General features: G+C 57.1%; 16 protein-coding genes, 1 tRNA gene and 1 pseudogene. 8 read left to right on the forward strand and 10 right to left on the reverse strand.

Annotated elements, in window-relative coordinates:
• Positions 1-91 (reverse strand): annotated as a pseudogene (locus ACFWW4_RS22315) (tRNA 2-thiocytidine(32) synthetase TtcA); the annotation flags it as partial.
• Positions 92-140: 49 nt separating this feature from the next.
• Here ACFWW4_RS22315 and ACFWW4_RS22320 point away from each other — a divergent pair.
• From ACFWW4_RS22320 to ACFWW4_RS22330, 3 genes are all read left to right on the forward strand, one after another.
• Positions 141-707: a DUF1353 domain-containing protein gene (locus ACFWW4_RS22320; protein ID WP_411892849.1), complete on the forward strand. Its 567-nt coding sequence runs from the start codon at positions 141-143 to the stop codon at positions 705-707.
• A 159-nt stretch (positions 708-866) separates the two neighbouring features.
• Positions 867-1,403, forward strand: a complete 537-nt coding sequence (locus tag ACFWW4_RS22325; protein ID WP_411892850.1) for a DUF3833 domain-containing protein — start codon at positions 867-869, stop codon at positions 1,401-1,403.
• Between the two features lie 39 nt (positions 1,404-1,442).
• The gene (locus ACFWW4_RS22330) at positions 1,443-2,375 is read left to right on the forward strand and encodes a YwqG family protein (RefSeq protein ID WP_411892851.1); all 933 of its coding nucleotides are present in this window, start codon (positions 1,443-1,445) and stop codon (positions 2,373-2,375) included.
• Here the strand turns inward: ACFWW4_RS22330 and yidD are convergent.
• The 3 genes from yidD to rpmH are packed head-to-tail and all read right to left on the reverse strand — an operon-like array spanning position 2,372 to position 3,131.
• On the reverse strand, positions 2,372-2,593 hold the full coding sequence (gene yidD / locus ACFWW4_RS22335) for a membrane protein insertion efficiency factor YidD (RefSeq protein ID WP_411892852.1): 222 nt from the start codon (positions 2,591-2,593) through the stop codon (positions 2,372-2,374). The two genes, ACFWW4_RS22330 and yidD, sit on opposite strands and share 4 nt — an antisense overlap.
• Complete coding sequence (gene rnpA / locus ACFWW4_RS22340; protein ID WP_411892860.1) at positions 2,590-2,973, reverse strand: ribonuclease P protein component; 384 nt, start codon at positions 2,971-2,973, stop codon at positions 2,590-2,592. Before rnpA ends, yidD begins: the two co-directional genes overlap by 4 nt.
• 23 nt (positions 2,974-2,996) lie before the next feature.
• On the reverse strand, positions 2,997-3,131 hold the full coding sequence (rpmH, locus tag ACFWW4_RS22345; RefSeq protein ID WP_007204042.1) for a 50S ribosomal protein L34: 135 nt from the start codon (positions 3,129-3,131) through the stop codon (positions 2,997-2,999).
• Positions 3,132-3,429: 298 nt separating this feature from the next.
• On the opposite strand from rpmH, the gene ACFWW4_RS22350 reads away from it, so the two are divergent.
• The 4 genes from ACFWW4_RS22350 (at position 3,430) to ACFWW4_RS22365 (ending at position 7,131) form a co-directional block, all read left to right on the forward strand.
• Positions 3,430-4,152 carry a TVP38/TMEM64 family protein gene (locus tag ACFWW4_RS22350; RefSeq protein ID WP_393927434.1) on the forward strand — a complete coding sequence of 241 codons (723 nt, stop codon included), beginning with the start codon at positions 3,430-3,432 and terminating at the stop codon, positions 4,150-4,152.
• A gap of 3 nt (positions 4,153-4,155) precedes the next feature.
• Positions 4,156-5,574, forward strand: a complete 1,419-nt coding sequence (locus ACFWW4_RS22355; protein ID WP_411892853.1) for a dihydrolipoyl dehydrogenase family protein — start codon at positions 4,156-4,158, stop codon at positions 5,572-5,574.
• Between the two features lie 18 nt (positions 5,575-5,592).
• On the forward strand, positions 5,593-6,993 hold the full coding sequence (locus ACFWW4_RS22360; RefSeq protein ID WP_411892854.1) for a sensor histidine kinase: 1,401 nt from the start codon (positions 5,593-5,595) through the stop codon (positions 6,991-6,993).
• Between the two features lie 61 nt (positions 6,994-7,054).
• A tRNA-Arg gene (locus ACFWW4_RS22365) sits at positions 7,055-7,131 on the forward strand.
• A 110-nt stretch (positions 7,132-7,241) separates the two neighbouring features.
• On the opposite strand, the gene ACFWW4_RS22370 is transcribed toward ACFWW4_RS22365, so the two are convergent.
• The 6 genes from ACFWW4_RS22370 to ACFWW4_RS22395 form a co-directional block, all read right to left on the reverse strand.
• On the reverse strand, positions 7,242-7,472 hold the full coding sequence (locus tag ACFWW4_RS22370) for a GNAT family N-acetyltransferase (RefSeq protein WP_411892861.1): 231 nt from the start codon (positions 7,470-7,472) through the stop codon (positions 7,242-7,244).
• A gap of 220 nt (positions 7,473-7,692) precedes the next feature.
• The gene (locus tag ACFWW4_RS22375) at positions 7,693-8,418 is read right to left on the reverse strand and encodes an alpha/beta fold hydrolase (protein ID WP_411892855.1); all 726 of its coding nucleotides are present in this window, start codon (positions 8,416-8,418) and stop codon (positions 7,693-7,695) included.
• A complete protein-coding gene (locus ACFWW4_RS22380) occupies positions 8,415-9,956 on the reverse strand; it encodes an ABC transporter permease (protein WP_411892856.1) in 1,542 nt (513 codons plus the stop codon). The genes ACFWW4_RS22375 and ACFWW4_RS22380 overlap by 4 nt, the downstream gene beginning before the upstream one ends.
• Entirely contained in the window at positions 9,953-11,014 is a 1,062-nt protein-coding gene (locus ACFWW4_RS22385) for a quaternary amine ABC transporter ATP-binding protein (RefSeq protein WP_411892857.1), read from the reverse strand. The genes ACFWW4_RS22380 and ACFWW4_RS22385 overlap by 4 nt, the downstream gene beginning before the upstream one ends.
• Positions 11,015-11,082: 68 nt before the next feature.
• Positions 11,083-12,042, reverse strand: coding sequence for a glycine betaine ABC transporter substrate-binding protein (locus ACFWW4_RS22390; RefSeq protein WP_411892858.1), 960 nt, complete (start codon positions 12,040-12,042; stop codon positions 11,083-11,085).
• Between the two features lie 35 nt (positions 12,043-12,077).
• Positions 12,078-13,094, reverse strand: a complete 1,017-nt coding sequence (locus ACFWW4_RS22395) for a D-cysteine desulfhydrase (protein ID WP_411892862.1) — start codon at positions 13,092-13,094, stop codon at positions 12,078-12,080.
• Between the two features lie 188 nt (positions 13,095-13,282).
• On the opposite strand from ACFWW4_RS22395, the gene ACFWW4_RS22400 reads away from it, so the two are divergent.
• Complete coding sequence (locus tag ACFWW4_RS22400; protein ID WP_411892859.1) at positions 13,283-14,173, forward strand: LysR family transcriptional regulator; 891 nt, start codon at positions 13,283-13,285, stop codon at positions 14,171-14,173.
• Positions 14,174-14,414: the final 241 nt, after the last annotated feature.

The raw sequence follows: 14,414 nt of genomic DNA on the forward strand, positions 1-14,414 counted from the left end.
TATATCGCACGATGCGTTTGCGCAGCTTCTTGAACTCGGTGCTGGAAGGCGCACCGTGGAAAAGCGGGTGGATTTCTGTATCGTCAAGCATGGGTGAAAGCCCTACCGTGCCCCGCGTGGTCCGCCAAGAGGTTTTGTGAATGATTAAGCGTCATGATGCGCCCCCTGAACCGGTAAACCCTTACCCCGATGCGCCAACCGAGGTGGCGGGTTTTCGTTATGACAGCGCGCTGGTCCTGCTGAGGCTGAAAGATGCGGTCAGGATGCGCAACCGAGAGGATGCGGATTATCTGCTGGGCCGTCCGTTCCTGGTGTCGTGGCAGGATCCTGATGGTGTCTGGATACCATTGGCCGTGCCGCAGGGCCTGATCACCGACTTGACCAGCGTACCGCGCCTGTTTCGGTTCCTGATCGGGCGGGTGGGGCCGTGGCTGGAGGCGGCGATCATACATGACTACCTTTACATTGCGTGGCAGGACGTCAGCGGGCGCGGGTCGACCGAACAGGACCGCCGCTTTGCCGACAATATCATGCGGGCAGCCATGCAGGCGGCCAAGGTTGGCCCCTTGCGGATCTGGGCGATTTTTGCGGCGCTGCGCCTGTTTGGCGGACCGGGCTATCGTCGGGGTGCGCAAGAGCGCTTTGTCGATATCTGCGATCCGGACATCACCTGCCAGCTGGCCCCGCAGACCGCGGGTCACGGCTAATACTTTGTAAGCAGATCTTAACTGAACCCTACTGTGGATGTACGATGGGGTCCGACGCTTTGCCGACGCAAGTCCGACGTGATGCCGACAGTAATTTTTGGGGAATTTGCCCAGCTAAAGCGCCGCGCTAGGTCAGGGGTGGACAGAAGGAAAACCATCATGCGCATCCTGATTACTTTCGCCTTTCTGGCGCTTGCCGCCTGCACCGGAAAACCATCATTTGACGACCCCAGCCTCAGTGACCGCAAGCTGAACATGGAGGAATTCTTTGACGGTGAACTGGTAGCCTACGGCCAGTTTCAGGATCTGCTCGGTACGGTGCGCCGCAGTTTTGTCGTTGATATCAAGGGTGATTGGGATGGAGATCGGCTGCGCCTGGTCGAGGATTTCGTCTATGAGGACGGATCAACTGAACAGCGGATCTGGACGCTGACCAAGACCGGACCGGACAGCTGGACAGGCACCGCCCCGGGCGTGATCGGGCAGGCGATCGGTCAGGAGCAGGACAACCGTTTCAATTGGAAATACGAGATTGATCTCCCCGTTCCCTCCGCCGACGGGTCCAGCGAATCCCTGCGCGTTACGTTTGACGACTGGATGTGGCTGTTGTCCGAGGACCGGCTGCTGAACCTCGCCTATGTCAAACGTTTCGGGTTTGATATCGGCGTGGTGACGATATCATTCGAGAAGAACTGACGGATTTCGCGCCGTCTCGGCACGTGAGGGATTGGCTTTATGGGAAACTTGATCGGGGCGCTGGCCCTTGTCGTGACAATTGCCGTGGTCGGGTTCATTTTGTGGCGCGAGCGGCAGGGCGAAAAGGCCGACGATTACTTCGCCGGTAAGAAGCCGACGCCACCAAAATCCCGGCAGGACGACCGGGATTGGCCCGCCATCGTGCAGGACGCCCGCAACAAGGCCGCAGCCCTGGCCCGCCCCGCAATTGCACTGACCATGGCCAGAGGATCTGTTGCCGATGATGCACATTCATCCATTGGCGGGCGGCCCAGCCTGCCGGCCGATGCGCCTTGGCCGCAGGACGCCACAGGCAAACCGATGATCTTTCTGGCGCAGATCAACTATGCCGACATGCCGCCGCTGGATGGATATCCGACGCAAGGGGTCCTGTCCTTCTTTGTCATGGATGATGACCTGAACGGCTGCGACTTTCCCTCGCTTGCAAACAAGGGGTTTCATGTCGCTTATCACGAAGATGCCGGGGCGTTGGTGCGGCGGGACCTGCCGGACGGGGGATGGGAGTTCACACCATTCAACGACGAACTGACCCAGCAGGGGCGACGACTGACAGGGCAGGCGGCAACCGGGCCGGTATCGCCCAATAGCACCGCAATGCGAGAGCTGACAGAGGGCTGGTATCCCGACTGCCCCGGTGAATTATGGGACACGCTGCACGAGGATCTGGCTGCCGCCAAGCCTTGTGAGATCTATTACGGCGGTCATCCTGATTTCACGCAGGAGGATTTCCGCCAGACCGGTGCCGATTCTGAACAGAGTGAGATGCTATTGCAGTTCGGGTTCGTGCTTGATCGCGATACCGGGGTCGAGATTTGCTGGGGTGATGCAGGCGAGGCGTGTTTTCTGACCTCAAAGGCCGATCTTGCTGACCGTCGGTTCGACAAGGTCGCCTATAACTGGGACTGCAGCTAGTCTGGCACGTTGTCGATCCCAGACCCCCCCCAGGGGTGGCATCGTCCAATCCGGCGGATCGTCAGCCAGCTGCCCTTGATCGCGCCGTGCTTTTCGAGTGCTTCCAGCGCATAGGCCGAACAGGTGGGTTGAAACCGGCAGCCGTGGCCCACCCACGGCGACAGAACGACCCGGTAGGCCCTTACGGGGAGTGACACGAGATAGGCCAGCGGCGTCATGCATGCACCTTTTTTAGGGCGCGTTTGAGATCGGCGATGAGTGTATCAAAGGGTAGGGCGACCGTCACATCCTTGCGGCCGACCAGCACATAGTCCCATCCGTCGCGCCCCAGTTCCGGCAATACCTGCCGCGCCACTTCGCGCAGCCGGCGCTTGGCCCGGTTGCGGGCGACGGCATTGCCGACCTTTTTGGAACAGGTGTAACCGACGCGGATGCCCGACGCCTCACCCTCGTTACGCCGACGGGCCTGTAGATGGATGCCGGGGGTGCCGAAGCGATGGGCATGGGATGCGCGGATGAAATCGGCGCGCTTTTTCAACACCGTCAGACAAACGGAAACCGCCGGAGTGCCATCATCTGGCCCAACCGGCGGTTTCAAATCAATCAAGAAACTGGACGCGCTTACGCGCTCAGCTTCGCACGGCCCTTGGCACGACGTGCGTTCAGGATCTTGCGCCCGGCCTTGGTGGCCATGCGTGCGCGGAAACCGTGGCGGTTCTTGCGAACCCGGTTGGATGGTTGGAACGTGCGTTTCATCGCGTTCTCTCCGGTTCTTGGCCAAATCCAGCATGGGGATTCGAAGCCGATCAACAATTCAGACCTGCCGTTTAGAGGGGGCACTGCCTCATGTCAACGCGCATCGGTGGGTCAAATTGCAACATTTGGGACAATTCGGACTGGCCAAATGTTACAGGTTTCGTGATCAGCCCCCGGAAAACTGAAACAAGCGGGGGGCAATTCATCAATGGGCCGTGAGGTGGGTATCGCGAACGCAGCCTTCCGTCCATCTAACGGTCAACGCCAAATGCACCCATAGGACGGAAAGATGACCGAGATGACAGACAAACCCGCCAACCCGCTGTTACGCAACTTGCCGCTGCTGACCATCATCGTTGTGGCGGTGCTGGGCGCGATTTACCTGCGCGATTATCTGTCGTTTCAGGCGCTTGCCGACAACCGCGAGGCGCTGATCCAGTTCCGCGACAACAACTATCTGCTGACGGTGTTGGTATTCATTGCGGCCTATGTCGTGATTGTCGCTTTTTCGCTTCCAGGTGCCACCATCGCGACCCTGACTGGCGGATTTCTGTTTGCGACATTCCCAGGTGCCCTGTTCAACATCACCGGTGCAACCCTTGGAGCCATAGGCATTTTTCTGGCTGCCCGCTGGGGGTTGGGTGAAAAACTGGCCGCCAAGATGGAAAATTCCGAAGGGTCGGTGAAGAAAATCAAGGAAGGCATTGATAACAACCAGTGGGAGATGCTGTTTCTCATCCGCCTGGTCCCTGCCGTGCCGTTCTTTGTCGCCAATCTGGTGCCTGCGCTGGTCGGTGTGCCGCTGTTCCGCTTTGCCGTGTCAACATTCCTGGGCATCATCCCCGGTGCGGTTGTCTACACCTCTGTCGGTGCCGGTCTGGGCGAGGTTTTTGCCAGTGGCGAAACCCCGAACCTTGGCATCATCTTTGAGCCGAAAATCTTGCTGCCAATTCTGGGCCTGTGTGCTCTGGCCGCTCTTCCCATCATCATCAAGGCCGTGCGCGGCAAGAAAGGTCTGTAAATCATGAACCGGATCAAAACAGATATCTGCATCATCGGTGGCGGCTCTGGCGGTTTGTCTATCGCGGCCGGCGCGGTACAGATGGGGGCCAAGGTGGTCCTGCTAGAAGGCCACAAGATGGGTGGTGACTGCCTGAACTACGGTTGCGTTCCGTCCAAGGCGCTGATCGCGTCGGCCAAGCAGGCCTATGCTATGTCCCATGGCGAAAAGCTGGGCGTTGGTGAAGTAGAACCAAAGGTCGATTATGCCGCCGCCAAGGACCACGTACATGATGTCATTGCTACGATTGCACCGGTCGACAGTGTGGAGCGTTTTGAGGGCCTTGGCGTTCAGGTGATCGAAGAGTTTGGCAAGTTCATCTCAAAAACAGAGGTGCAGGCGGGCGATAACATCATCGAGGCGCGGCGCTTTGTCGTGGCGACGGGCTCTGGCCCCTTTGTGCCGCCAATTCCCGGTCTGGATACGGTCAAGCACTATACCAACGAAGACATCTTTGATCTGCGCGAAAAGCCCAAGCATCTGATTGTCATCGGTGGTGGACCCATCGGGATGGAAATGGCGCAGGCCCATCGACGTCTGGGGTGTGAGGTGACAGTCATTGAAGGCATGAAAGCCTTTGGTAAGGACGACCCGGAGATGGCCGCGATCGTACTTGATAATCTGCGCGCGGAAGGCATCAACATTGTCGAAGAGGCACAGGCCGAAAAGATCAGCGGCAAGGGTGACGCTATTACAGTGCACACCCCCAAGGGCGATTTCACCGGCTCACATCTGCTAATGGCGGTGGGGCGCAAGGTGAATATCGAAAAGCTTGATCTGGATGCGGGCGGCATTGCCCATCATCGGGGCGGGTTGAAGGTAGGACCTGATCTGCGGTCGGTGACCAACAAGAAGGTCTATGCCGCCGGTGACGTGGCCGGTGGGCTGCAATTCACCCATGTAGCGGGCTATCACGCCGGTGTTCTGATCCGGTCGATGCTGTTTGGGCTGCCATCAAAACAGCGGACCGATCACATCCCATGGGCCACCTATACAGACCCGGAATTGGCGCAGGTCGGCCTGACCGAAGAGCAGGCGAAGAAGAAATACGGTGCCCAGCTTGAGGTCGTCCGCTTTGATTTCCATCACAATGATCGGTTGATTGCCGAGCGGAAAACCAAGGGTCTGATCAAGGTGATGGTGGTCAAGGGCAAGCCTGTGGGCGCATCCATCGCGGGTCATCTGGCGGGCGAATTGATCGGCATGTGGGCCATGGCGATTGCCAATAAGATGAAGATGTCTGCCATCGCCAATACGGTTCTGCCATATCCGACCATTAGCGAGGTTAACAAACGCGCCGCAGGTGCCTATTTTAGCCCCAGACTATTTGAAAATCCGACCGTCAAAAAGGTGGTCGGCTTTGTGCAGCGCTGGCTGCCTTAACCCAGAGACGAAGACGCAATGATCAATTCCCTCTCAGGTCGCTTCCTGATCCTCACGATCATTTTCGTGATGCTGGCTGAGGTTTTTATCTTTGTGCCGTCGGTTGCGCGGTTCCGCGAGGATTACCTGCTGGCACGGCTTGAGAGGGCGCAGATCGCATCATTGGCGCTTGAGGCGGATGATATGATTTCGCCCGCGCTCGAGGCGGAGTTGCTCAGAAACGCCGAGGTTTACAACGTGGTGCTGCGCCGCGATGAGATCCGTCAACTGGCCCTGTCATCGCCTATTCCATCCCCGATCACGGCCACTTACGACATGCGTGATCCGTCTGGCATGATGCTAATCGCCGATGCCATGCGCACGATCCTCAACACCGAAGACCGGATCATCCGGGTCATTGGCAACCCTGTGCGTGACGGTGGCCTGCTGATCGAAGTCACCATGGACGAAATGCCCCTGCGCGGTGCCTTGCTGGAATATGGTCGCAACATTCTGATCCTGTCGGCCTTTATCTCGATCATCACGGCCGGTCTGTTGTTTCTGGCGGTCCGCATCTTGCTGGTCCGGCCGATCCAGGGCGTTGTTGACCATATGAAGGACTATGCCACAGCCCCGGAGGACGCGCGCAAGATCATCACACCGACCGCCGGGGTCAAGGAACTGCGCGATGCCGAAGAGGCGCTGCAATCCATGCAGACCCAGTTGACCGGTGCGCTTAAGCAAAAGGAACGGCTGGCGCAACTGGGTGGTGCCGTCGCCAAGGTCAGCCATGACCTGCGCAATATCCTGACCTCAGCCCAGCTGTTCACCGACCGGATCGAAAGCTCCGAGGACCCTCTGGTGCGCCGGATGGCACCGAAACTTGTCAGTTCAATCGCGCGGGCCGTCAGCCTGTGTGAAAACACGCTGGCGTTTGGCCGGGTGGATGAGCCCGCACCGGCGCTGACTAGGGTGAACCTTGCCAAGATCGTGGGCGAAGTGATTGATGCCGAACGCCTGGCCGTGGGCGAATATGACCTGTCCTTTGCCGAGGATATCCCCGCCAGCATGACCCTGCGGGCCGATGATGAACAGCTATACCGGGTGATCTCGAACCTGGTGCGCAACGCCCGTCAGGCGATCATGGCGACCAACCAACCGGGCGAGATTGTCGTCCGCGCCGAGGAGGACGAGGCCGCCTGGCATCTTTACGTGACCGACACCGGACCCGGCCTGCCAAAGAAGGCGCAGGAACATCTGTTCAAGCCTTTTGAGGGTGGGGTCCGCAAGGGCGGATCCGGGCTTGGCCTTGTGATCGCCGGTGATCTTGTGCGGGGGCATGGCGGGCGGCTGGAACTGGAACGCACCGACGAGACCGGTACAACGTTCAGGATCCACCTGCCCAAGGAAGACCTGGCACTGGCACCTGCCGCCGAATGAACAAAGAATCCCGATTGGGCCTTGCATCACGGCGCTCTCGGGTCTAAATCCCCCGATACGCGGATTGGTAGCTCAGTTGGATAGAGTACTTGACTACGAATCAAGGGGTCGGGGGTTCGAATCCTCCCCAGTCCGCCACCCACCCCTTGTTGAACGTCAGATGACTTTGACCTTTTCGTCATTAACTGACCTAGGAAGCTAATGTCTGCGAGCCGAAAGGGTCAACAATAGATAGCATAGAATAGCGTCTAGAACGTCTTGGCCATCATGATCTTCGAGACAAGGCGACCGTTAGTCAAAGCGCAGTTTTGCTGCAAACCTTCTCGCACAAAACCGGCCTCGTCATAGAGTGAACGTGCCGCTGCGTTAGATTCTGAAACAGTCAACTGCAATCGAAAAACGTCAGTTTGACTGGCGCACAACATGCCAGCCATAAGCAGCTTCTTTCCGATGCCTTGACGTTGAAACTCGCTAAGAATGCCTAATCAAACCAACCAGATGAGCCAAACTCTCTCTTAGGTTAGGCCGCTCTTGGTCCCAAAAACCCTGACGACGGACACCTACCGGGACGGAAATATGGCATCCGTGTAAGCGGTCTCGGTGTCACTGCACTTTCAGGCCATGGCTGGGACGATGCTTCTTTCCCGCCGCACCTAAAAGATAATTAGATCTCATCCTACAAGGACAAATCCTGCGAACTCAGCCCTCGGCAAGGTACTTAATAAGCTCGCTGTTAAATCCTTCGGGGTTTTCAAGGTGAACTGCATGTGCGCAGTTTGGAAAGACGCAGAGGTTTGTGTTCGGGATCGTTTGCCACAGGCACTCAATTTGTTGCCAATTGTAGGTCCGGTCACCATCTCCCCAGATCACGAGTGTCTTGGGCTTTAAGGCCGCCAGGTGTGCCTTACCTGTCCAATTCTCCATCGCGCTTAATCCTGCAAGAATGGCATCGAGCCCGGCCTGCTCGGCGATGGCGGCGCAAGCCTCATATGCCGGTGCAGCTTGGCCGTGAAGGAACCAACCGGCCGGAATACGTCGCGCGGTTGCTTGGGCGCCGTCGGTCTGGGCGCGGGACTTGCTCTCAGCAATTGTCTCAAATCGGCCGGGCAGAACACCGACGGGCCCTGTGGAATAGAGAATGAGCTTGTCGATCTGATCGGGAATGCGTTGGGCGATCTCTTGCACGATCATGCCGCCCATCGAATGACCCAGCAGGTGAAAGCGGGTGATGCCGCAGTTGTGCAATTCACCAATTACCCAATCGGCAAAGCCACCGATCGTATTGATAACAGGCAAATGTGCATTGTTGCCAAACCCCGGCAGGTCCAAGGCGATCACGTCGCAGGTTGGTTCAATCGCCTCTTTCTGGGCGTCCCATTGCGCGCTGCCCCCCATGAAGCCGTGCACCATGACAAGGGGTATCACTTACGCTGTCCTTGTACGATACGATCAAGGATCATGGCGCAAAACAGAATAGCAAATCCAGCAAGAATACCTTGTCCGACATTTGCGTACTGCAGGGCCTCAAGGACATCCTCGCCCAGCCCTTTTGCGCCGATCAGGGATGCCACCACGACCATCGCCAGAGACAGCATAATCGTTTGGTTGATGCCCGCCCGGATTGAGGGGCTTGCAAGCGGCAAGTCGACACGGGTCAGCAGATACCATTTGTTTGCACCAAATGAGATCGCCGCCTCTCGTACGCTTTCGGGTACGCCGCGCAGACCCAACACCGTTAGGCGCACGACCGGGGTTCCGCCGAAGATCATTGTGGTCACAACTGCCGCCGGTTTGCCGGTCCCAAAAAACGCAATCACGGGGATCATGAAGACAAAGGCTGGCATGGTTTGCATAAAATCCATGATCGGCTGGATCGCAGCGTAGAACCGTGGCCGACGTGCCGCAAACATGCCCAAGGGGATGCCAATGAGGATCGAAAGACACGCAGCCGTGCCGAGCAACGCCAATGTCGTCATCGCCTTTTCCCAGAAACCCAGAAGGCCCATGTATGACAGGAACGCCGCCGAATAGATCGCCATTCGCACGCCTGCCGTCAACCATGTCAGCAAGATGATGAGCGCTGCAATCACGATCCAGGGGGTGCTCACAAAGACGATCTCAAGCGCATCCAACAAAAGCCGAATAACCCATGTGATAGCGTCAAACAGCGCATCGCCGTTCAAGACCGCCCAGTTGAAGAAGTTCTCGACCCACTCGATGCTGGTCAACCGGATGCCGGGTTCTGTCGGGAAATTACTGAGCAGATCAAACCGACCTGGAAAGCTGTAGTGCAACATTGCGGCAACGACGATCAGGACCATGAAGATCGCGCTCAGGAGCATATGCGATACAGGCATCCCTGAACGGATGGTGCGGTCTGACACCCAGTCCGAGAACCGGGCCTCCAGCGCCCAGTTTGCGACAGCCGCTTGCGCAGCCTTTGCGGCCAGCAAGATGGCCAGGCCAATCATCACGATCTGCGGGCCCTGTGCCGCCAGTGCTGCTGCCTCTTCGCGGATGCCTCCTATATTGGCTTCCAAACCTTCGACGGCGCGTCGGAAAGCATCAACGCGGTCCGATCCATCTTCGATTGCCGCCGCCAGTTGTTGGCGTCGCAACGCTAACGTGCCTTCGATCGAGGCAATCCGTGCCATTGCTTCAGCGCCCAGATCACCAAAAAGCCCGCGTGCGATTTGAACCAATGCGAGGGCTTCGATGATCAGAAAGGGCAAGGCCCATGACCAAAGCCCGCGCGCGCCAAACCAGATCGGACCAAAGAGTCCAGCCATCAGGTTGAACGTCGCCGTGAACCGGGATGACGCGCCGATCTTGTTGAAATTCTTGATGTAGTAGTCCGGACTTGTGCGCACGAAGGCCCGGATATTCTCGCGCCGCTCTTCGGCATAGGCCAAGGCCGCTTCGCTGTTGGGATCGTCCAGAGGATTTACTGCGGTGTCGCTCATGACATTTCGGTTCCTTCAATCACAGTGCGCAACAGGTCCGAGCGTGTGATGATGCCGACGCCTTGGCCATCAGCTTCGACCAAGATCGGCTTGTCATCGTCAATGGCGAGATTGATCAGATTGCTCAGGGTATCGTCCTTGTCCACCCGCGCCAAATCTGCCGGGATTGGTCCATGTTCGGCAATATGAGCATCAATCGGCTGCATCACCGCATGCGCATGCACTACCTTCAGCCGCGAGATACCGGCGACAAAGTCAGCGACGTAGTCATCAGCTGGATTCATCACGATGTCTTCGGCCGTGCCAATCTGCACAACTTTGCCATCGCGCATGATCGCGATGCGGTCACCAATGCGGACAGCCTCATCCAGATCGTGGGTGATGAAGATCGTCGTCTTCTTCAGAATTTTGGACAAACGAATGAATTCATCCTGCAACTGCCGACGGATCAGCGGGTCAAGCGCGGAGAAGGGTTCATCCATCAACAAAACATCGGGGTTCGCGGCAAGCGCGCGGGCAAGGCCGACGCGTTGCTGCATCCCGCCCGAGAGTTCATGCGCGAACTTTGCGCCCCAAGCACCCAGCTCAACGATATCAAGGATCGCCGCTGCTTGGCGCATGCGTTCGTTCTTGGCGACTTGCCGGATTTCCAAGGGCATCGCGACATTGTCCAGCACCGACCGATGCGGCATGAGCGCGAAATTCTGAAAGACCATGCCAATTTTGCGATTGCGGAAGGCTTGCAGTTCTTTGACCCCCAGCGCCATCACGTCGGTGCCTTCGATCTCAATCTTGCCCGAAGTCGGCTCTAGCAATCGGTTGAAATGGCGAACCAGTGTCGATTTGCCACTGCCGGACAGCCCCATGATGCAAAAGATTTCGCCGCGATTTACGGATAGGCTGACATCAGCGACGCCAACAACGGCATTGAATTCGGCCAGAACCTCGGCCTTGGTCAGCCCGCGTTCCTGTATGGCCTTGAGTGCCAGTTGTGGCCGACCGCCAAAGATCTTCCAAACATTGGAAATCTCAATGACGCGATCTTGGGGTGCTGTCATCATTCTGCCTACTATCAAAACGTCGGCACAGATGGCCCGTGCCGACGATCTTAGCTTTTGGTGCTACTCTAGAGGCCCAACATTGTGTCAACGCGGTCAGAATTGGCATCAACCCATTCTTTGGCAACCTCTGCCGGATCACGTCCGTTGGCACTGATCTCAAAGGCCAGTCCGCTCACATCATTTGCGTCCAATGCGAAATTTGCAAAGAATTCAGCAATCGCGGGGGAGCGTTCCTCGAGGGAATTCGACCAGGCAATTTGCACCTGCTTGAGGTCATCTTTCGTTGCAACCATGGAGTTTTCATACCAATCGGCATCGTCGGATGGCTGTACCATGATGTATTTTTCAGGATCGTAGGTCGGTTCAGTCAACATAACCACGTCGAACATGAACCAAACGGCATGTGGCTCATAGCAGTAGAACGCATAGCCTTCGCCCTTAGCGATACTATCCTTGATGCGTGCTGTCTTCACGGCTTCTTCTGCACGAATAGGCTCGATGAAATCAAGTAGGCCATAATCACGTACTTTGACCTCGTTTACGTTGGCAGAGGCCCAGCCGGGTGCGCCGATCCAGAGTTCCCCGCGTCCGTTGCCGTCGCTGTCCATGAGTGCGGCAACGTCGGGCCGTCCAAGGTCTGCAATGTCAGTGATGTCATTCGCTTCAGCGAAATCCCGGGAAACGCAAAAGCCCTGGTTGCCCTGATATGGGTTGGAAGACAGGGTCACCGTTGCGGCTTCGTCGACGTATTGCTTGGTAAAGCTTTCTTGGTTGGGGAGCCAGACATCAGGATGCACGTCGATGTCGCCCTCGCCTTGGTCCATGGCTTGAAAGATTGTGGCGTTGTTGCCCGGCACGTATTCGACGGTGCCACCGATACGCGTGGTGACAATTTCACCCAAGACGTAGGCAATCGCTTGTGCCCCAGTCCATGAAGGAACGCCGATCTTCACTTCCTCAGCGAAAGCCGGCATGCCAATTGCGGTCACAAGTGCCGCGGCCATCAGATTTCTTATTACTTTCATCTTACTGGTCTCCTTGTTAGTCGTTTTTTTGCTGTTCAATTCGTCACGTAGCCGGGCAAATCAAAGATCTCGGGATAGCCGAACAATGCAGCACTCCCCCCGGTATGTAGAAAGACCACGTTTTCCATTCCGTCAAAGTGGCCCTTACGCGTCAGGTCGATCAGGCCATCGAGGCCCTTTCCCGAATAGACCGGATCAAAAAGCAGCCCTTCTGTTTCGGCCAGCAGCTTCAATGCCGCCACCATGCCTTCGGTCGGAATGCCATAGCCCGCACCGACATAGTCACAGTTCGCCCGCACGTCAGAGCGCGCAATCTCAGAGCTACTTCCCAGATGCGCAAGGGTACGGACGGCAAGACCAAATACCATGGCCTCCTGCTTTTCTTGCGGTGCCCTGACGCCGATTCCAAGCAGATGGATATCGCTTTCAATTGCGGCCAGCCCCGCCACCAATCCGGCTTGCGTGCCCGAGCTTCCGGTGGCGTGAACCAGAGCGTCGATCTTTAGCCCCACACCATTCGCTTGCTCGACAAGTTCCCGCGCACAGTTGACGTAGCCAAGCGCGCCGATCGCATTCGACCCGCCGCCGGGGATGATATACGGCCTCTTGCCATCCTCCCGCAGCTTCTCGGCCAGGGTCTCCATCTCGGCGTTCATGTCGGTTCCGCCGCTGCGTTTGGACACCGTCGCACCGTGCAAGCGATCCAACAAGACGTTGCCGCTCAAGATATAGCTGGCGTCGTTGGAACCCGTGCGATCCTCGAGCAGAATATGGCAGGCCATGCACAGCTTTGCGGCGGCTGCTGCTGTTTGGCGGGCGTGGTTTGACTGTGTGGCCCCTTGGGTAATGATCGTGTCAGCGCCCTTGGTCTGGGCATCCGCCATCAAATACTCAAGCTTACGCGTCTTGTTGCCACCTGATGACAGGCCAGTGCAGTCATCACGCTTGACCCACAACCTCGGACCGCCGAGCATTTCGCTTAAGCGGTCCATCGGCTCGAGTGGTGTCGGCAAATGCCCTAAGGCAACACGTGGAAACTGTGCCAGTTGGATGGCAAGGTCCTTGCAACGGCTCGCGGTCAGATCGGAATTGTCCGACCCATCTCGCCTGACGAGTTGATCAGTTAAAGCCACATCAGCCCCCTTTTCCATTTGGTAAAAGCATCATCTGGGCCAAATGAAAAAAACAGTGCAAACTTCTACGTCTGCTCATACGTTTTGTTTGAGTGGTGGGAGTTTTCATGCATTTACAATGGCTGAATGATGTTTTGGTCCTTCTGGAAGAAGGCAATTTGTCCCGCGCGGCTGCCCGCAGGAACATCACACAACCCGCTTTTTCGCGGCGCATACGGGGATTCGAGGAATGGTTGGGCGTCGACGTTCTGGAACGGGGTACCAACCGGGTCGAGATTAGTCGGGCGCTGCTCTCAAACGAAGGTGAGATCAGGGCGTTGATCTCGCGCCTGCGAGAACTGCGCACCCGGATCGGTCATTTTGACGAAACGCGCGCCACTGTTGAGATCGCGGCCCAACACGCGGCAACCTGTTCCACATTTCCTGACATGGCGTTACGGGCACGGTCCCGCTTCCCTGGCATCCAGTTCCGCATGCGTGCCGCCAATTTGAGCGACTGTGTTTCAATGTTTCTGCGTGGCGATACCAGCATGCTGTTGTGTTACGAAACTGAAGGCGTAGGAACGCTGCAATTTGGACCTGATATTCATCGGGGCCTTTGGGCAAATGATTTTCTCATCCCCGTGGTCGGTGGGGCGCTGCGTTATAACGTTCGCGACAACGGCCTAGTCCCGCCAGACACGCCGGCGATTGTCTATCCTGATGATAGCTATTTCGGTCAGGTCCTTCAAAATAGCCAACGGGCCTTTGGCTTTGCGGGCTCTGACGTGAACGTCTTTTGCATGACCGCGTTCTCGAGCGGTGCAAGAGAATTGGTGCTCAGGGGGCTTGGCGTTGGGTGGCTTCCGTTCAGTATGGTCCATAGCGAAGTCGAAAGCGGCGCGCTTACTTCGCTGGCACATCAATACGGTCGGGAACCGCTGATGGTTGCAGTCTATGCCAACCGAAAGTTTGAGATGGCCAAGACGCTGCAAGACCTTTGGACAAAAGTGACATGAATGATCAACGAAAAAACATTCATGCTGCCTGGCCATTACGGTGTCCCAGGGCCTGCCACAGATGTCGGCAAAGCAGATCATGAAGAATGCTCCAGCCATTAGTCTCGCTCCAATTTGTAGTTCTGGAGAAGCTCAGAACCTGAGGTCTGGCCTGCTGCCGGTTTTGTGGACGGCAACTTAAGCTTTCATTGCTCGCTCCTCGAATGTCATAGGGCTTAGATAGCCGATGGTCGAGTGGCGG

Origin of the sequence: Yoonia sp. SDW83-1, from assembly GCF_046762885.1 — a bacterium.
Taxonomy (GTDB): Bacteria; Pseudomonadota; Alphaproteobacteria; order Rhodobacterales; family Rhodobacteraceae; genus Yoonia.